Consider the following 18,940-nt stretch of genomic DNA (forward strand, 5'->3'; position numbering starts at 1 on the left):
TTTGCCTCTTCCTGTCCGGATGGAGAAATAGAACGTTTTACCGGCTTTTGAAAAGTTCGCCTGCAAAGTACTGTTCGGACTGTCAGAATGTAATATTAGATTTCTGAAATGTCATCATTGGATGATTTTACATTTCTAACAAATTCCATCCCCCTGATAAAATTCTCCGTGAGATTCTTTTTTTCCTCTATTTCCTGTTCCATCCGTTTTATGGATGTCCGGAAGAAAAAATCTATCAGAAATTCATCTGTACGCTCTTTTTTGATATATTTTAAGGCGGTGATATATTCCTCTCTCTGCGAACCGGGGATTATCAGCAGCGGCTGTTCTTTTTTGAGCAATATAAAATTGGACATCAGACGTCCCAAACGACCGTTTCCGTCCCGGAAGGGATGCAGATATTCATAAAATCCATGAAATCTTGCCGCGATGATCATCGGATGGATCTTCCCGGAGTCCAGGACCTGCTGGGTGCTTTGCAACAGGCGGGGAACCTGCTTTATCAGCTGCTCATGGTCCCCAAATATCGTATCACCGGCACACATGTCCACTGTTGTATATTCTCCCGGGTTGGACGGTATTTCATCGTATTGGGTCTTGTAAGAGAGGGTATGTTCCGTCAGCAGCCGGTGGGTTTCCTTCAGGAGTTCCTCGGTCAGCGGCCTGTCCAAATTCTTCAGAAGATATTCATAAGCCTGGAAATGATCCAGGATTTCAAATGCCTCCAGCAAGGTCTTGCCTTTGGGGATCATGCCCAGCCCTTTTTCTTTCAAGGTGCGGGTCTCGTCCACTGAAAAACTGTTCCCCTCTATAGCACAGCTATGCGCCGAGAATAGAATTTCATTGTATTCTATAAAATCTTTCCTGCTCAGCTTCTCAGATACAAGTTCCTTGTACCGGTTCACTAAAATATCATATCGGGAAATCAACTTGTCCTCCATATCAGTACCATTTTTTGCAAAGATACTAAATCTGACCAATATACCCCTGCATTCTATATGTAATTCCTTGATAAAAGTGTGATATCATTACTTTCCCCGCCCTACTGGTAGAACAATGGTAGAAAATAGAAAAAACATAACAAAACTCAAGATAAAACACCGGAACGGAGCGATTGCAAGACCGTCTGTCCATACTTTTTCTCCTTCAAAAGGGTGGAGAAAACATTTGCTACCCAGATTCTACCCTGTTCCCGGCCAGCCCGGAAGCGGCAAGAGCACAATCTTTTTATTGTATGTTTTTTACCATGTTCCTGTGATAGGAAAAGAGGTACTTCAAAACTAAAATGACAGCTCCGAAAAGTTACGGTTACTAATTATAACGCTTAAAAGGACCATATCAGACTCTTTATTGAGTAATGATACGATCCTTTTTTTAATCTTTTCAGGATGCTCAAATTTCAAATTACAGGTTCATATTATCAAGGACTGAGCTCTGATACGCCCCTTTTCGGTACTACCAGCGCATGGAATCCCTGATGGCTGCTACCATCAGCCGGACTATTCCGGCTATCAATACAAACCCGGTGAATTTCAGGACGGGTCCCAGAAGTCTCATCCTCACCAGCACCACGAGTGCCGCCAGCTGGAGCAGTCCCGCCGCAGCCATGATCATTGCAGGCTGCTGCAGGAGCTCCCCGAAGTTTCCGTCCTGTATAGTCCGGACAACCTGCGGCCATCCTTCCTGCAGCCTCCCTGCCAGGCTGTCAAACAGTCCATGCCATTCCATTTTTCCTGCTTTTGAAAGTTTATATATTACTGTTTCCTACTCCAACTTTCCGGAGCGATATAGAGATAATTGAACGCTTCATCCATTTTTGCAGACTCGGAGCCCGGATAATTCCGATTGAACAGGTATTCCGTGTCACACCGCAGAAGCTTCCACTCACTGCTTCCTTCCAGCTGGTAATACAGATGTACCATTGAAGCGCAATAACCGACACCGCTGGTAGCATCTCTCGGCTCTTTTCTCTGGACCGGGAACTTGCAAGACACTATCCCTTTCCAGAAACGTACTCCTGCCGCTATGTCAACAGTGCAGCTTCCCAGTTCATCGCGCCATTCATAGTCATCAATCTTGTTCTCCTTTTTATCACTCGGTCTGTAGGAGTTGGATTCCAGTTTGAACTCCCTCTCCCATACAACCTTTATAGTCCCTTTCATGGCTTTCCTGCTTTTGTTTGAAAGCGTATAGACTATATTGAACCAGTCATTATCAGGTACAGGATATACCAGAAACGTATTGCATTTCTGGTTCTCCAATGTTATCATCCGAAGTGCCGGCATATCAGTGGCCGGTCTCACCTCATACATCCATTCCCCGTCATTGGAATTCTGATCGTATCCGTAAGGCTTGAACCAGGCTGACTCCCCGTTCTTTTTGAACAGCACTGCCAGCCGGTATGTTCCCGGCACAGCCTGCACATAACAATACTTGCAGTATCCGTCCCATGCACCGTTTCCGCATTTGATATCAAACGGCTGGTACTGTTCCACAATCCTGTTCCCATCCATCAGCACGAACCGTGCCTGTCCGGCGAAGTCTTCCCCACCTCCACGGTTTCTATACCGCAAAAAGAATCCCCAGACCTTACCCTCACCGGTATAGGTGTCATAGCCATATTCCGTATAATTCGGCCATATATAAATCCTGTCCGTCCCGCAATCCCTCATGACAATCCGGTCGGTCTTTCCGAAAGTGCTCCAATACTCCTCATCCATCGGCACATGGTCCACGTCCACCTCACAGTTATAACCGGATTTCATATTCAGAGTGTAAGTATAGATCATGCCGGGATTCCACACATGGGTAGGCGGCAGGGCATAGGTGAAATCCCTCCCGTCCACATGTACATTGACAGTGATACCCTCAGCCGTACCCACAGGCATCAGGATTGCCTCCACATATACCGGAGAGGCATCGTCCAGTGTGTAGTTCCCTCCGGCCTTATATTCTCCGGGCTGTCCTGTCGGAAGGAGCTTTCCGGACGTGACATCCATGGACGCAGACAGCCTTACACCTCCAAAAGTGACCGCATCCACCATCCCGTCACCTGTATAATCATTCTTTTTTATCAGGATCCTGACCAGGGAGAGAGCATGCTTCATTACAAGGGCCGCGCTCGGCTTCTCAACGCTTACTCCTCCTTCTCCATACATATAATCCTCCTGTGTCGTGATGTCCACAGGTATGGCGGTCATGTCCGTATATTGTACATTATAAGGATAATAGGCGGACACTTTCTGCTCAGCCGTCACCTCCACCTGTTTTCCGGCTTTCCACCGCCTACCGTCAAAAGTGAAGGGTATGTTCACATCCCCTGCAGCTGTCACTCCCAGGCAATGCCCCTCCTTCCAGTTCTCCACCACGGCCCTCTGTTCCTGCATGTTCTCGATGATAGGGGCGATGCCGAGGTACACCTTTCCCGTATCCGGCTCTTCCGGGTTTCCGGGATTTTCCGGCTCCACTACGGGAGGTACCGGGTCCGGCAGTGGTTCCTCATCCCGGCAGGAACATGTCATGCACGCCATGACCGCCATCAACAAATATCCGAATGTCTTCATTTTCTTCAATTTTATGTTCTTTATTCTTTCTCCACTCTCTCGAAGAATTCCCGTATAGCCTGTGCTATGACCTGCTTCTCCTTCATTCCAGCGTCCACCGCGTATTTTTTCACCTTGCGGTGCAGTTCCAACGGATACTCCAGTGAGGTTCTGGCCAGTACTTCCCCTTTCTTCCCCTCCTCCGGAGTGGAGTGTGTGGGACGGTTTGGTGTTCCGCCCTGCAGAATCTCGTCAATTCCAATAAATTTTCCCATATTCTTTTTTACTTTTATTTGTTGTCAACCATATTCAATCTGGACAGGATCTCCCGGGTAAGGGACCGGTAGTCCGCCGCTCCACTGCTGTTCCTGCTGTAAGATACGACATCCGTCTTTCTGCTCATGGACTCTGCCACCCTGATGGAACGGCTGATGACCGTGGAAAAGACCGTTTCCCCGTACTGTTTCCGCATCGCTTCCAATATCTCCGCATGCAATGTAGTCCTTCTGTCATACTGTGTCACCAGCATGCCGAGCAGGTTCAGTCTTCTGTTGATCTTCCTCCGTATCACAGCAACCGTATCCAGGATGGAAACCAGACCATATAAAGAAGCCACTTCCGGTTGCACCGGTATAATCAGGTCGGTAGCGGCCACAAGCGCGTTGACCGTGATCAGTCCGACAGCCGGCGGGCAGTCAAGGAGCACAAAATCGTACCCTCCATCCGTTCTGGCAGCCAGTTCTTTAAGGAAGTTTTCCCTCCCGTATTCGTTCTGCAGAAGATACTCCGCATCCGCCATTTTCCTGCATGACGGGCACAAGGATATATTCTCCTGCAACCGTATCCATGGAAGCCGCGTTTCCTTGCCATCCACCGCACCCTGCAAGGCCGAGAAAACCGTTTCTTCCGGATCTGTCACCCCCAAAGCCGAGGTCAGAGTGGCTTGCGGATCCAAATCAGCAAGAAGGACCTTGTATCCTTTTCGTGCCAGTTCGAACCCCACATTGGTAGTGGTAGTAGTCTTGCCAACTCCACCCTTCTGATTATGGACTGCTATAATTTTCACCATATCTATTTGTTTTTTAGTATGTTACGAAGTTAAGGAAAATAATTCTCTTTTCCAATATTTTGATGTTTTAATGCTTTAATATTTATATATTTTAACACTAAAATATTTTGATACCATAATCTCCCATAACGAAGGAATTTTCATTTCTTTTTTCAAAGGAAGACGGATCATACCGGAAGCCGCGGAAGGCTCTATAATGAACTTCATCCCAAGCCTCCTTTCACACAAAGCCGTAATGCCACCATGAACCAGGCCAGACAAATCAGAGCGGGAACCTGTGATACGAAAGATGCGCATATTAATGCAGAGAAAACAAAGGAAGCATGACCAAGCAGCAGGACCTGGCGGTTGGATACATCCTCTTCAAGTACAGAAGAAAAGAATTGGTTTTTACGGTTCAGCCATAATTGAATAGCTGAAGATTTACTAGCGACATTTATGTCGGGAGCAAAAATAGAAACTGTTTGTTTCATGACTGTGATTATTTGGCGTTTACTAGACAGAAAAAACGGCTGCCATTTCCCGTGTCGCCAAACAATCACAGATTTTCGCCCGAGAGCTAAAATTGTAATGGGAAAAGCAGCCGCAGTTGTTCACAATAAGTTGTGACTTCTACAATTTCTTATATATCATTTTGCTATTGTAAGCAAAAGATAGTGTGCTGGGCATAAAAGGCCCATTGTATTTCTTTGAACTTTGAGCATTAACCGAAGCTCGCGGCACGAATTTTCCGTGATTATTTGGCACTGCAAATATGGAAATAATATTTGGAACAGCCAAAAAAACTACAGAAAAATGACAAAGAGTATAAAAACGTTATACTGGGCCGCCCTTACATTTGTCCCGTCAATTATAAAAAATACACAATGGAAGAAATGGAATTGATACACAAAGTGGAAAACGGGGAATTGGACATGCTTGGTTATGTCATGCTCAACCCGGAATTGAAGGAACCGTTTTCGGACTATGCCCGGGGCAATGGCATCACCTGTCCCACAGCAGCGGATGCGGTGCGTTTTTTGAAGGAATACGAGGAAAGACTTTATCAGGAACTGCTGCCATGAACGGGAAGGTACTGGAAAGATATGCGGAACTGATGATTGACAAGATCAGGCAGATGTCCGCCGGTGAATGGCAGAAGCCCTGGTTCACCCCCCGTACCGGCCTGCCACAGAACATATCAGGGCGTCCGTACAACAGCATGAACCGTCTTATGCTCTACATGGAGATGGACAGGATGGGATACACCCTCCCGGTATTCATGACCTTCCGTCAGCTGAAGGATGAGAACCTGATGGTCATAAAAGGATCGCACGCCCTTCCCGTGACTTTTTACGATATCACCGTGAAGCATAAGACGACGGGAGAAAAAATCAGCTTCGATGATTACAAAAGCCTCCCGGAACTTCAGAAGCAGGAATATAAGGTGACTCCCTTCATGAAACATTTCTATGTATTCAACATAGACCAGACGGATTTCAAAGAAAAATATCCGGAGCGATATGAGGACATGAGGGTCAGATTCTCCGGTCCTGCCGTAGTGGACAACGTAAAAGGAAACGGGAACCCCTGGCTGGATAAAATGATAAAGGAACAGAAATGGCTCTGTCCCATAGAACTGAAGGTGCAGGACAGGGCATATTACAGCCCGTCCAAAGACAGGATCGTTCTTCCGACTCCGGGACAATTCAAGGACATGGAATCATTCCAGATGACCGCCCTTCACGAAATGGCCCACTCCACCGGGCATTCCTCACGACTGGACCGCGGCCTGCATCACCCGTTCGGAACGTGCGGATATGCCCGGGAGGAAATCATCGCCGAATTCACTGCTGCCGTCACAGGCAGGGATCTGGGAATAGCCGTAACTCCGAGAAAGGAGAACGCACAGTATCTGAAAAGCTGGCTGTCAAATTTGAAGGAGGACCCCGGCTATGTCATGAGTGTGTTACGGGAGGCCGGCAAGGCATCCGCCATGATAGAGGAAAGTGTGGAAAAACAGCACACCCTGGCAGACACATCCGCCAGGGAAGAGGACATATCCCCACTTCCCATAAAAGAAGAAGGAAACAATGAAACGGTCTCTTCCGGCATTCTCGATATGTATGACCGCTCGAAAGAACAATATCCGGATACAATGGCCCTCATCCGTGTGGGGGATGAATACAAGGCATATAATCAGGATGCGGAAAGACTCCATGAGGTACTTGGCGTATGCGCAAGGAAAGCGGTGTCGGAAAAAGACGGCACGCCGGTCATGACAGCCTCGTTCCGTCACGTCGATCTGGATACGCATCTCCGTAGTATAATCAAGGCAGGCAGCAAAGTCGCAATCAACCATTATGAGAAAGCAGCCGCGCCGGACAAGAGCATGACGCCCCCTCTTCTTTTCAAGGGCGGCCGTCGTGAGATAGAGATCACATCCGAAGGCGCGGTCATACGTACCAACGGGAACCAATATGACGCGACCGGCATATTGAAGGGGCTGGAAAAAGCCGGAATAGATGTCAGGAACATATCCGGCAGCCAATGGGAAAGCATGTTACGGGGCCGGGGAACCGTCCTGAACCCTGCAAAACAGAAAATGCTGTTCTCTATCCGGAAACAGCCCTCCGGCTACGGTGTGCGCATAGCGGACATCAGCGGAAAAATTTCCTCATCAGTTCAAAGAGAATTATGATAACCAAACGCTGAGCCACCGGCATGACGGGCATACATATATGAGAATAACAGATTTTTTTATAAGACGTGCCCAGCTCAGAGAACTGGGAAAAAATCCGCAATTGATCACCGCGGTCGAGAATCCGTCAGAGAAGATGCAGCTGGCCGCCGTCCGGCAGAATCCGGATCTGGTTTCGGTTCTGGACAATCCTACGGAAGAGGTACAGCTGGCCGCTGTCAGACAAAAGGCGGACTGTCTGCTCCAGCTCCGTGAGCCGACAGAAAAGGTCTGTCTGGCCGCCATAGCCGAAAATCCGGAAATGATACGCTATATCCATGAACCCACGGAAAAGATGCAGCTGCTGGTCGTCAGACGGAATCCGGAAATGATCACCCTTCTGGAAAATCCATGCGAGAGGGCGCAGCTGCTGGCTGTGATGGCGGATTCCGGACTGATCACCGCCATCGGCAGCCCTTCCGCAAACACGCAGCTCTCCGTTGTCAGGAAGGACCCGCATCTCATCCGGGAGATAAGCGTACCCGACTGGAAGGCCCAGTTGTATGCGGTCGGACAGGATCCGGAACTGATAAGGTTTATCAGCGAACCGGCGGAAAAAATACAGCTGTCTGTCCTTAACGGGGACGCCTCCCTGATAAGACTCGTGAGAACCCCCACGGAAAAGGCACAGATGCTGGCCGTTGGCAGAAATTCCTCCCTGATAGGCCATATCAAGAATCCCACGGAGAAAGTCCAGCTGATGGCGGTGCATGACAGTCCGGCAAACATCCTGAGGATAAAGAACCCGTCCCGGCAGGCATGCCTGTCATGTCTCGGTTCCGTCATGCCCGGAGGAACCGCAGGCATCCATTTCAAGGAGGACATTTCAGAAGCGGTAAAGAATCTTTTTACCAGGCTCGGGGAAATAGAGGAGAGATATGGAGAGCTTATGCGGGATGCCGGGCATATGGACACCTACGACGCCAGATACGAAGCGACGGAAAAGGCGGAAGCCTACCGTACAAGAAAAATTTCCGCGGCAGTCGGCACGTTCAGGAAAGAGGCGGTCCTGGAAACTTCCGCTGTTCCGGAAAAGACTGTTGTCGTGGAGAAAACGGAAGCAACGGAAGCGCAACCATCCTCCGGAGAAATGAGGTTCAAGGGCGGCCGCCGTGAACTGACAATAAGGAACGGAAGTGCGGTGCTCCGTACCAACGGGGAGAGTTTTGACGCGACGGATATCCTGAAAGACATGAGGGCCCACGGGGTTGACATAGGCAGGGTATCCGGAAAGGCCATGAGCGAGATGTTGAAAGGTAACAAGACCGCTTTGCCCGGAGCATCGGGAAACTCGGTGTTCGCTATTGTCAAGGGACCGGCGGGCTACGGTCTGAAGGCCTTCCAGATCGCCAAACAGGTTCATTCAGCTGCCGCTCAGGAAATATGATCAAAGACTGAAGAAAAGAGAAGTATAAAGATGAAAAAAAATATATTGAAAAGATTGATTGACAATCTGTCCGGAGCAGATTTGCGGAAGGTGAGGAAAGATCCGATGGAGATAATGAGCATGGAACGCCCGTCCGAGGCAGCCCAGCTGTATGTTGTCAGACAAAATCCGGAGATGATACAATTCATCAGCACGCCGTCTGAAAAGGTGCAGCTGGAGGTGGTCAGAAAGGACGCCTCCCTGATCATGCTTCTTGATGCGCCATCCGAGAAGGTACAGCTGGAAGCGGTCAGGAAGGATACAGGAGTGTTCCTGTATATCAACAAACCGACGGAAAAGGTAAAGTCCGAGGTGCTGAAGAGTGACAGCGGACAGATCATCTATATGGATAACCCGTCCGGAAACCTCCAGATGCAGGCTGTGGAGAGTGACTGCGGCTCCATCATATTCATTGAACATCCCACCGAGAAGGTTCAGATAAGGGCTGTCACGGCCGATCCGGAGCTTTTCATTTATATCGGCTCCCCGACGGAAAAGGTCAGGTATGCGGCGGTCAGCGCCTGTGCGGACAATATCATGTATATATCCAGACCATCTGAAAAACTACAGATAAGTGCGGTGTCACAAGATTGTGAGACGGTCAGATATATAGAGGAACCCTGCGAGAAGGCGGTGATTGTCGCCCTGAAAGAAAATCCGGGATTGTTCATGTATATCCATAATTCCTCCCCTTCCAGGGTGATCACAACCCTGGTTGAAAAGGATATGGAGAAAAAGAGAGAGGCGGGAAAACAGGAGAAGGTATGAGAGGAGTGGAATTCCTCTTATTATTTATTTGAAATGAGGTCGTGAACCGACAATCCCTTTTGTAGATATGGAAGGTGTGTCAAAATGCACACCTTCTTTTCATATTTATTCTATTCAACGAAATTTGATAGTATCTTCAGGTACTGTTCATATTCAGTTATCGCTGATGATAGTGCTTAAACAGTACCATGGTTGACACTTGTTTTATAACTATATAAGAGTCTTACAAAAATAATATTATTTTCCTTTCTTTCTCCTTAGAGATTCCCCCTTTAACTCTATCCTGTTGATATTGCTTACCAAACGGTCTATGCTTGCATCAGCGATTGTTGCCGGCTTTCCCAGATAGTTATATCATTGGACAAAGGGAAGTTGTGAAACAACGATTGTGGAAACTTTGTCATACCCTCGACAATGTCTTACGTAGAGATAAACAGGTTTGCCACAAAGAGGAAAATCCTAAATAACTTTCTCATCTGTAAAACCATGTGAAATCACAGTTCCACTCTTGTAATCGGAACGTTCCAAGTAGTTTTTTCATCAAGCCAGACTTCGATTTTTACAGGGGCGTCATGCCAACCGGAGATATCGAAATACTCCATTAAAACTTCGGGAAAGATGACTCATAGTAGTTTAACGTGAATTCGATATAAGAATAAATATATTTTTCTGACAATTAGAAACATAGCGATAAAATCATTAAATTTATAGTGTCCAATTATAACATTTAAACGATTACCACTATGTTTCCAAAGTCTAAAGTTACAGAGATTTATTGTATGACCGATGATTTTTGCAAGGAATTTTCGTTTCAACAGGAAAAATATATGATTGAAGACAAGAAGATCGGACATCGTAATAAGCCTAACCGGATGAGTGATGCGGAGATGATGGTCATTCTTATTCTGTTCCACTCCGGTGGTTTCCGCTGCTTCAAGCATTATTACAAAGAGTATGTCTGCAAACATTTGGAACACCTGTTTCCGCACCGGGTGTCCTATAACCGTTTTGTGGAACTGGAGAAGGAAGTATTGCTTCTCATGACCATCTTCATCAAAAAAGTACTGCTGGAAACCTGTACCGGCATCAGTTTCGTTGACTCCCCTCCCTTACGTGTATGCCGTAACCAAAGAATCTTGATTCATAAGACATTTGAAGGGCTTGCCGAGCGTGGAAGATGTTCTATGGGATGGTTCTTCGGATTCAAGCTGCATCTGATAATCAATGACAAAGGAGAGATCCTCAATTTCATGTTCACGCCTGGAAACGTGGATGACCGGGAACCGTTGAAACAGGGTAAGTTTCTGGAAAACATCAAAGGAAAACTATGTGCATAGGTCAGGCTCTGTTTGAAAACCTTTTCCTTAATGGCATACAGCTTGTTACTAAAGTTAAAAATAATATGAGGAACTCACTGATGAGTATTGCCGACAAGATTTTGCTAAGAAAAAGAGCCTTGATTGAAATGGTCAATGACGAACTGAAGAACATCGCACAGATTGAACATTCCAGACATCGTTCATTCAGTAACTTTATAGCCAACTCCTTGTCGGTTATCGCGGCATACTGCTTTTTTGAAAAGAAGCCCGCCATTGACGTAAATTTGGTCAATGACGGACAACTTTCTATTTTTTGATTTATATCGAACTCACATTAATATAGAAATTTTGTTTATTAGAAACTATTATTCCATCTTTATGGTTTTATTACGTACTCTGCGAAGTATATTCTGCATATCATATACCACCTTAGGATGCTGTAATATGATATTAGCGCGTTCATTTATGTCTTTCCTCATATCATAAAGTTGGGGAGTACTTGAATTACCGGTTTCAATTTTGGGTCCCCACTGTATCATTGCAGGACCATCATTCGGTTCAATGTATTTCCAATCTTTGGTACGAACAGACAACACGTGATTAGAAGCAAGCTCAATTACCCAAGGACGGTCTGCATTGTCTGTTCCCAGCAAATTACCGATACGATTGTAACTATCAGGAGCACTACCCTTGGGAAGTCTAGCATTGATCAGTGCCCCCAAAGAACTCATCCAATCAATCTGTGACATCAAGACATCCGACTCACGATTTTCCTTAATTTTCTTAGGCCAACGCACGATAGCAGGAACGGCAGTACCTCCTTCGAATGCACTGTATTTATTCCCTCTCCACGGACCGGCAGGACTATGCCCGTTCAACAATTCTTCTGCTTTATCATCATAACCATCATCTACCACAGGACCATTGTCACTAGACAGGATAATCAATGTATTTTCCGCTAGCCCCAGTTTGTCGAGTGTTTCCATAATCTGACCTACCGACCAATCAAACTGTACAATAGCATCTCCGCGTACACCCATCGGATTCTTTCCACGGAAGCGGTCGTGCGGGAAACGAGGAACATGAACGTCATTGGTTGCAAAATACATAAAGAAAGGCTCATCTTTATGCTGTTTGATGAAGTCAATGGCATGAGTAGTAATAGAATCGGCAATATTTTCATCTTTCCAAAGAGCTTTACCACCACCTTTCATGAAACCAATACGACTGATACCATTCACAATAGACATATCGTGTCCGTGACTCGGTTTCTGATTATAGAGCAACTCGGAATGATCAGCACCGGTAGGCTCACCCGGAAAATTTTGTTTATAACTAACCTCTATAGGAGCAGAAGGATCATAATTTGCCACTTTACCATTTTCTATGAATACACACGGAACACGGTCGGCTGTTGCTGCCATGATATAATGATAATCAAACCCTAAATCCCCTAAAGCAGCAGGAAGCGGAGCATTCCAGTCTTGTTGTCCCGTTTTATCTCCCAGCCCCAAATGCCATTTACCGATTGCACAAGTAGTATATCCCGCATTTTTAAACATATCTGCCATAGTATATTGTTCCGGGCGAATAATCATACCGGCATTTCCTGCTGCCACATCGGTATCAGGACGACGCCATGCATATTCACCAGTCAACAAAGAGTAACGGGAAGGGGTACTGGTAGCAGCTATGGTGTGAGCATTGGTAAAGCGAATACCTTCACCCGCCAAACGATTGACATTGGGAGTCTGCACATTCTTTGCACCATAACATTCCAAATCACCATAACCCAAGTCGTCAGCCAAAATAATAATCACATTGGGCTGCTCACGATTGGTCACTTTATTCTCTTTGGGAGTCCTAGCTTCCACAGTCAGAGCAGAACACAACACCGGTGTTAAGAGAGATAAAGCCAAATACTGTTTTTTCATGATATTTTAACATTTTAGTCAGATAAGGTGTGTCAAAAACCTAATATAGCATTTTTGACACACTTTTTCCTATTGTTAGAATTACTCACGCAAGTTAGGATTAATATTTTGTTCTGACAAAGGAATCGGCCATTTATAATCCTGAGGATTACGAAAATCTCGTCTTCCTACATACCAGCGGCAATGTCCTGTTGGATCTACAAACTTGGTAGAACCAGCATAAGTGGTAGATTTAGGATAAGGAGCACCCCATACCTCACCAACAAGCACTGTTTCAGCAAGTTTCCAGCGCAGTAAGTCCCAATATCTGATACCTTCAAAAGCCAATTCAACACGACGCTCATTACGGAGTAATTCGCGCAATTTGTCTGAATTAGTTTCTGTAATAGGTGGCATCTTAACATCAGCACGTCCACGCACCTGATTAATGGTCAAATTCAATACTGTTTGATCAATGGCCTGCCCGCTTTCAATCAAACATTCCAAATAGCTCAATAAAACTTCTGCATATCTGATTACCGGAGTCACTGCACTATAGCTATTCAAATCATTGATCGGATTCTCATCAAAATATTTACGCCACATAAAACCAGTCTTAGATGCTTCTGAAGAATAATCCAAACGTTCTTTCTTTGATGCTTCATAATCCGGACTCATGCGATATTCAGTACCCATAAAAGTCGCTCCATTATAATAGATGGTATAATCAAGACGCGGATCACGGTTCTCACCTAAATTATCCGGGTTGTAACGTGAATCGTCATAACTGAACGGAGTTCCGTCTTTAAACTCATAAGATTCAAATAATCCGGCCGAAGGATTAGACAGACTCCATCCAGCGTCTTTTGCAGACAAAATATGCTGTGGAAGACCGCAACCAAAATAGTTTTCAAGATAGGATATATAATAAATATTCTCCTTGTTGCCTACACCGGTTGAAGGATGGAACAGTTCCCGATACACAGGATGAATTGAGTTATCACCATAATCGATAATTTCCTTATAAGCGGCTGCTCCACCTGCCCAATCCTGCATCAGCATACAAGTTCTGCCCCAAAATGCTAAAGCAGCCTGTTTGCAAGCACGTCCTGTTTCGCTATTCGGAATATCTTTAAAACGGGGCAGATCAGCTGCCGACTCTTTAAACTCTGTCACACACCATGACAAGATATTAGCCTGAGTTTCCTTTTCAACTATATTGGCCTCTTCACCTGTCAAAGTTTTGGTCACTAAAGGTACATCCTTAAAATAACTGGCCAGATAATGATACTGAGTGGCACGCAAAAAGCGGGCTTCGGCAATCATTCTGGTTTTCTGTTCTGATTCGGGAGCATTGGCAATACCCTCCAAGAAACGGTTACATAAACCGATACGCTTATAAGCCGATGACCAATAGTTTTTAATAAAAGAGTTATTATTCAACAGTTTACCACTAGAAATATTAAAGAATGGATTATTTTCTCCACGACGGTCATAAGCATTGTCTGTCAGATGTTCCATAAACAACATACCATGATAAGACCAAAAGTCCGAAACACTATATTCCAAACCATTTGTAATACTACCTCTATATAAGGAAGTTAAAGCTAATTCGGCATTCTTATCATCAGTCCAAAAATTATCTTCCGACAAATCTGTCAATGGATAACGCTCCAAATCACATGATTGCAATGAAAATGAAGCTAATAAAACAGTAAAAGCTATATATTTTAATCTTTTCATAAGTCATTAGAATTTTAAAGTTAAGCCCAAAGTATAAGTTGACATAGTTGGATAGTATTGACCGTTATTACTTGTGTTTTCAGGATCCCAGCCTTTACGATATCCCTTGAAGGTTAAAGGATTGTCTAAAGAAACATAGAAACGCATACCGGTGGAACCAAACTTTTTAACTATATGTTCGGGTAATGTATAACCTAACTGAACATTACGTACTTTCAGAAAAGAAGCATCCAATACCCAGAAATCAGAAGTCAGTGTATTATTGCTACCTGCATTTGACATAATCTCCAAGCGAGGATATTCAGGATAACGGTTATCCTGCTGCACATTCCAGCAATTCTCCATTTGCCATTTCTGAATATTACCCTCCTGATAGAATGCATGACCTGCATAAACAGACAACATACCTTTCACCTTAGCAACTCCCTGAAGCAATACACTGAAATCAAATCCTTTATATTCTCCACCGAAATTCAATCCAAAAGTATATTTAGGTATACGAGAACCTAAGAACGTTTTGTCATCCGGTGTTACTTTGCCATCACCTGTAATATCAACATAACGAATATCTCCGGCTTTAGAACCTTTGGCTATCGCAGTCTGATCATACCAGTCACCTACTTCATCATCGGTCAGAAATACTCCGTCCGTTTTATACCCATAAAACATCTGCATCGGATAACCGATAAACAAATCGCTACCGTTACCTACCATACCATTGTTCTGGGTCACATTTCCCATACCCAATGTCAATACCTTATTATCAATAATAGAGAAATTACCATTAATATGATAATGGAACTTACCAATTGTATTTTGATGACCTATTTCAAACTCCCAACCTTTATTTTCCAACTCACCGGTATTTACTTGCGATACACTTAATCCGAAAATCGAAGAATAACTTGCAGCCGGCTTATACAATACATCTGTAGTCTTACGATAGAAATAAGAAGCATTAAATGTCAACTTATTATTAAAGAATGCAGTCTCAATACCAACATCGGTAGTACGAGTACGCTCCCACTTCAAACCCGGATCCACATAAGTAGTAACAGCTGCTCCTTGTGTGTACACTCCGCCAAATACATAGTTCTGTTCTTGCCCTAAAGAGTATACCGACTGATAAGGATAGTTACCGATATTATTATTACCCAATATACCGTAAGAAGCTTTCAGTTTTAAATTATTAATGAAAGACAAATTTTCATTTTCCTTCCAAAACTGTTCTTCAGAGATACGCCAACCTGCAGCCAAAGAAGGGAAAAAACCATATTTGCTATCTGTCGGAAAACGAGAAGAGCCATCATAACGCATTGTTGTTTCAAATAAATAGCGCTGATCATAGTTATATGTCAAACGACCGAAGACAGACTGTATAGCCCAATCATATCCTCCACCTCCATTTGTCTGACCGTCTGCCCCTCCGGCCCCTAAGAAAGGTACGTCATCAGACGGAAAGTTATTACGACTACCCGATAAAGTACGCTGACCTTCATCTTCCCAAGTATATCCTACCAATGCAGCAAGATTATGTTTACCAAAAGACTTATTATAATCAGCTACAGCTTGGAAGGTCTTATAAACAGTTCGCTTCATTTCATCGCTCAATGTAGAAGGACCAGTACTCTTGTCACCCGTAAGAATCATATCACAACGATAATGGCGAACGTGACTTAATGTATAATTATAACCGCCTAAAATTTTCAAAGTCAATCCATCTATCGGCTGATATGACAATTCAATATTATTTTTAAATTTGTCATAGTCTTCACGATATGAAGACGCACAGTCTACCCATGCCACCGGTGTACCTTGCAATTTAGGTCCTAAACCGACCTCACCATTCTGCAAGTAAGTCGGAGTTAAACCGGGAAAACGAACGGCATTAGAAATAATCCCTTTAAATCCGCCAATATCCAAAGAACCCGGAGTAGAAGGTTCATGACGATCAGAAGTCATACCGCTCAGACGCACTTGTAGTTTCAAGTTCTTAGCCAATTCCGCACCAAGGTTTACACGAGCATTGTAACGGTTATAATAGTTATTGTCCAACAAACCATTTTGACGCAAATATCCCAATGATACCATATATTGTACCTTTTCCGTACCACCACTTACACTCAACTCGTGCTTGGTTTGCAGTGCATGACCGCCCAAAAGATCATCAAGATACATTTCGTCAGCATAGTTGTCAGGGTCAGAACCATCACGATACTTCTGAATCATCTCAGGCGTATAGGTTTCTGTCCCAATCGCCTTATTATAAAATTCTGCATATTCATAAGAATGAGCCAATTCCGGCAATTCTGTAGCCTGACTCATACCCACGGAACCATTATAAATAATACGGGCTTTACCTTCCTTTCCTTTCTTGGTTGTTACCAAAATAACACCATTGGCAGCACGAGAACCATAAATAGCTGCTGAAGAGGCATCCTTCAGAACTGAAATATTATCAATATCGGCCGGAGTCAAATCACTCAAAGAACCGGGAAGTCCATCTACTAGAACCAAAGGACTAGGAGTTGCTCCAAACGAACCGACACCACGGATACGAATAGTACCAGCATCCTGTCCCGGATTACCGCTTTCCTGTGTAATGGTAACACCCGACATCTGACCGGTCAACATATTAGAAACGTCAGGCACTGCACGAGATTCCAATGCTTTACTGTCCACTGATGCAATAGAGCCAATCACATTGACTTTCTTCTGCGAGCCATAACCTACAACCACCACTTCATCCAATGTTTCCGTATCTTCTTTCAGAGTAATATTAAGGAAAGATTTATTTCCGACCGGAACATCCTGAGTATTATAACCAATATAAGAAACTTGCAAAGTAGCATTGCTTGGAACGGACAAATCAAAGTTACCATCTATATCTGTAATACTTCCTACAGTGGCATCTCCTTTTAAAATTACATTGGCACCAATAATAGGTTCCCCGGCCGAATCTTTTATAGTACCCTTAATTTTCTTAACCTTCTCATCATCTTTCAGAGTGATAACAATATAATTGTCATTCACTTGATAGACACAATTAGTTCCTTTTAGCAAATCCGACAGAATTTGCAATACATCCTGATTCTTTTGATTCAAGACAACTTGCTTATTGACATCCAGTTGTGAAGTGTTATAAGCAATCTTATACTTCGAAACAGATTCAATTTTCTCAAACGCTTGTTTTAAAGAAAGACGTTCCCCATTGAAGGAAACTTTCTGTGCATTAACAGAGAGGCTGCCGGCCAGAAATAAGCCAACACCAAGCCCCAACACTCGAATAAATTTCTTGTTCATTTCATATTAGATTTATTAACGACATAAGGTGTACGTACATGAGAAAGACAATTAAAATAAATACTACACCCAATGGTTTTGTGTTAACAAATACTAAACCGCTATCTTAAATAGATATTCTTGCCAACAATTTCATATTCTATACCGGGAACCAATATTTTAATGATTTGAAGTACTTGCTCCAACGATTCATTTCTATTAAAATGAACTCTCAAACTTTGATTCTGGTAAATAGATGTACGCACATGGAATTTCACACCATACACACGTTCCAAAGTATGAAGAACATCATTAAACGGCACATTGCCAAAGAACAACCCTCCCATACGCCAATCGGAGTGGGAAACAGCATTCACTTTATGCTGCTGTACTATCCCTGTGGAAGGAGTATATATCAACTGGTCATTGGGTTCCAGAAAATATTTCTCCGGTTGTTTATTTACCTTTACCTGTAACCTGCCGGTTTCCAATGTAGCCATTATCTGATTATTGTCCGGATACGCCGAAATATTGAATGTCGTACCAAGCACTTCCAACTCTAAATGATTGGTAGTGACAATAAAAGGATGCTCTTTATCTTTTGAAACTTCAAAGAAACCTTCTCCCGCAATATAAACATTGCGAGATTCAGATATGAAACTGGAGGGATATACCAACAAAGTACCGGCATTAAGCCAAACCTTACTCCCATCAGGAAGAACCACTTCTTCACGTGTACCCATAGCTGCATAACGCTGCATATAAGTCACTTCGGACAACGTCTCCTTCACATAATCCTTTGCAGAATAATAATAGTAAGCCGAAAAACACACCATAATGAAAGGAATAGCCCAAATAGCAGCTACTCTTCCCCAATTTATTCTTTTCGTATTTCTTATATGTTCCCGATGTACTAATTCGACAGTCTGTTCTTCTTTTTTTAATCCTAAAGAGGTCTCCAAATTATAAAAAGCCTTCTCTATTTTTTCGTCAGAGCAAGAAGCATCGTCCAGTTTATCCCAAATGTGTGAAACAGCTTCTTCTCTTGCTTTATCTTCCACAGGAAAAACCATACGATTATAAACACGTTCCGTTATCTCATCAGAAACTTCATGATGAAAGAAAAAGTCTATTATCTTATGTATATAATTATTCATTT

At 43.9% G+C, this 18,940-nt stretch carries 14 protein-coding genes and 1 pseudogene; 5 read left to right on the top strand and 10 right to left on the bottom strand.

Features of this window, described 5'->3' with window-relative positions; genetic code table 11:
- Nucleotides 1-95: 95 nt before the first annotated feature.
- From AB5062_RS16385 to AB5062_RS16410, 6 genes are all read right to left on the bottom strand, one after another.
- Complete coding sequence (locus tag AB5062_RS16385; protein ID WP_005841739.1) at nucleotides 96-941, bottom strand: Fic family protein; 846 nt, start codon at nucleotides 939-941, stop codon at nucleotides 96-98.
- Nucleotides 942-1,420: 479 nt separating this feature from the next.
- Nucleotides 1,421-1,678 (bottom strand): hypothetical protein, encoded by a 258-nt coding sequence (locus AB5062_RS16390; protein ID WP_134992933.1) that lies wholly within the window; start codon nucleotides 1,676-1,678, stop codon nucleotides 1,421-1,423.
- Between the two features lie 76 nt (nucleotides 1,679-1,754).
- Nucleotides 1,755-3,572: a fimbrillin family protein gene (locus AB5062_RS16395; protein WP_057099004.1), complete on the bottom strand. Its 1,818-nt coding sequence runs from the start codon at nucleotides 3,570-3,572 to the stop codon at nucleotides 1,755-1,757.
- Nucleotides 3,573-3,583: 11 nt separating this feature from the next.
- Nucleotides 3,584-3,817, bottom strand: a complete 234-nt coding sequence (locus AB5062_RS16400) for a hypothetical protein (RefSeq protein ID WP_007839690.1) — start codon at nucleotides 3,815-3,817, stop codon at nucleotides 3,584-3,586.
- Between the two features lie 14 nt (nucleotides 3,818-3,831).
- Complete coding sequence (locus AB5062_RS16405; RefSeq protein ID WP_057099003.1) at nucleotides 3,832-4,611, bottom strand: ParA family protein; 780 nt, start codon at nucleotides 4,609-4,611, stop codon at nucleotides 3,832-3,834.
- Nucleotides 4,612-4,814: 203 nt separating this feature from the next.
- On the bottom strand, nucleotides 4,815-5,084 hold the full coding sequence (locus tag AB5062_RS16410) for a hypothetical protein (RefSeq protein ID WP_007839694.1): 270 nt from the start codon (nucleotides 5,082-5,084) through the stop codon (nucleotides 4,815-4,817).
- A 393-nt stretch (nucleotides 5,085-5,477) separates the two neighbouring features.
- Here AB5062_RS16410 and AB5062_RS16415 point away from each other — a divergent pair, with 393 nt between their 5' ends.
- The 5 genes and pseudogenes from AB5062_RS16415 (at nucleotide 5,478) to AB5062_RS16435 (ending at nucleotide 11,160) form a co-directional block, all read left to right on the top strand.
- The gene (locus AB5062_RS16415; protein ID WP_005841751.1) at nucleotides 5,478-5,675 is read left to right on the top strand and encodes a hypothetical protein; all 198 of its coding nucleotides are present in this window, start codon (nucleotides 5,478-5,480) and stop codon (nucleotides 5,673-5,675) included.
- A complete protein-coding gene (locus AB5062_RS16420) occupies nucleotides 5,672-7,291 on the top strand; it encodes a zincin-like metallopeptidase domain-containing protein (RefSeq protein WP_032953627.1) in 1,620 nt (539 codons plus the stop codon). Before AB5062_RS16415 ends, AB5062_RS16420 begins: the two co-directional genes overlap by 4 nt.
- A 40-nt stretch (nucleotides 7,292-7,331) precedes the next feature.
- Nucleotides 7,332-8,717, top strand: a complete 1,386-nt coding sequence (locus AB5062_RS16425; RefSeq protein WP_032953283.1) for a hypothetical protein — start codon at nucleotides 7,332-7,334, stop codon at nucleotides 8,715-8,717.
- Nucleotides 8,718-8,747: 30 nt separating this feature from the next.
- Complete coding sequence (locus AB5062_RS16430) at nucleotides 8,748-9,524, top strand: hypothetical protein (RefSeq protein ID WP_057099000.1); 777 nt, start codon at nucleotides 8,748-8,750, stop codon at nucleotides 9,522-9,524.
- Nucleotides 9,525-10,267: 743 nt separating this feature from the next.
- A pseudogene (locus tag AB5062_RS16435) lies at nucleotides 10,268-11,160 on the top strand (IS982 family transposase).
- Nucleotides 11,161-11,208: 48 nt separating this feature from the next.
- Here AB5062_RS16435 and AB5062_RS16440 read toward each other — a convergent pair.
- From AB5062_RS16440 to AB5062_RS16455, 4 genes are all read right to left on the bottom strand, one after another.
- On the bottom strand, nucleotides 11,209-12,777 hold the full coding sequence (locus AB5062_RS16440) for an arylsulfatase (RefSeq protein ID WP_032953272.1): 1,569 nt from the start codon (nucleotides 12,775-12,777) through the stop codon (nucleotides 11,209-11,211).
- Nucleotides 12,778-12,858: 81 nt separating this feature from the next.
- Nucleotides 12,859-14,499 carry a RagB/SusD family nutrient uptake outer membrane protein gene (locus AB5062_RS16445; protein WP_032953275.1) on the bottom strand — a complete coding sequence of 547 codons (1,641 nt, stop codon included), beginning with the start codon at nucleotides 14,497-14,499 and terminating at the stop codon, nucleotides 12,859-12,861.
- Between the two features lie 6 nt (nucleotides 14,500-14,505).
- A complete protein-coding gene (locus AB5062_RS16450) occupies nucleotides 14,506-17,802 on the bottom strand; it encodes a TonB-dependent receptor (protein WP_032953277.1) in 3,297 nt (1,098 codons plus the stop codon).
- A gap of 101 nt (nucleotides 17,803-17,903) precedes the next feature.
- On the bottom strand, nucleotides 17,904-18,938 hold the full coding sequence (locus AB5062_RS16455) for a FecR family protein (protein WP_032953278.1): 1,035 nt from the start codon (nucleotides 18,936-18,938) through the stop codon (nucleotides 17,904-17,906).
- Between the last annotated feature and the right edge of the window lie 2 nt (nucleotides 18,939-18,940).

The organism is Phocaeicola sp. RTP21359st1_B8_RTP21360_211022, assembly GCF_040911965.1.
Lineage (GTDB): Bacteria > Bacteroidota > Bacteroidia > Bacteroidales > Bacteroidaceae > Phocaeicola > Phocaeicola vulgatus.

Excerpts from the sequence above, each read along its gene's own strand:
- AB5062_RS16410 (WP_007839694.1), bottom strand. The coding sequence starts at position 5,084 with ATGAAACAAACAGTTTCTATTTTTGCTCCCGACATAAATGTCGCTAGT.
- AB5062_RS16400 (WP_007839690.1), bottom strand. The coding sequence starts at position 3,817 with ATGGGAAAATTTATTGGAATTGACGAGATTCTGCAGGGCGGAACACCA.
- AB5062_RS16430 (WP_057099000.1), top strand. The coding sequence starts at position 8,748 with ATGAAAAAAAATATATTGAAAAGATTGATTGACAATCTGTCCGGAGCA.
- AB5062_RS16385 (WP_005841739.1), bottom strand. The coding sequence starts at position 941 with ATGGAGGACAAGTTGATTTCCCGATATGATATTTTAGTGAACCGGTAC.
- AB5062_RS16455 (WP_032953278.1), bottom strand. The coding sequence starts at position 18,938 with ATGAATAATTATATACATAAGATAATAGACTTTTTCTTTCATCATGAA.
- AB5062_RS16390 (WP_134992933.1), bottom strand. The coding sequence starts at position 1,678 with ATGGCCGCAGGTTGTCCGGACTATACAGGACGGAAACTTCGGGGAGCT.
- AB5062_RS16445 (WP_032953275.1), bottom strand. The coding sequence starts at position 14,499 with ATGAAAAGATTAAAATATATAGCTTTTACTGTTTTATTAGCTTCATTT.
- AB5062_RS16405 (WP_057099003.1), bottom strand. The coding sequence starts at position 4,611 with ATGGTGAAAATTATAGCAGTCCATAATCAGAAGGGTGGAGTTGGCAAG.
- AB5062_RS16450 (WP_032953277.1), bottom strand. The coding sequence starts at position 17,802 with ATGAACAAGAAATTTATTCGAGTGTTGGGGCTTGGTGTTGGCTTATTT.
- AB5062_RS16425 (WP_032953283.1), top strand. The coding sequence starts at position 7,332 with ATGAGAATAACAGATTTTTTTATAAGACGTGCCCAGCTCAGAGAACTG.
- AB5062_RS16440 (WP_032953272.1), bottom strand. The coding sequence starts at position 12,777 with ATGAAAAAACAGTATTTGGCTTTATCTCTCTTAACACCGGTGTTGTGT.
- AB5062_RS16420 (WP_032953627.1), top strand. The coding sequence starts at position 5,672 with ATGAACGGGAAGGTACTGGAAAGATATGCGGAACTGATGATTGACAAG.
- AB5062_RS16415 (WP_005841751.1), top strand. The coding sequence starts at position 5,478 with ATGGAAGAAATGGAATTGATACACAAAGTGGAAAACGGGGAATTGGAC.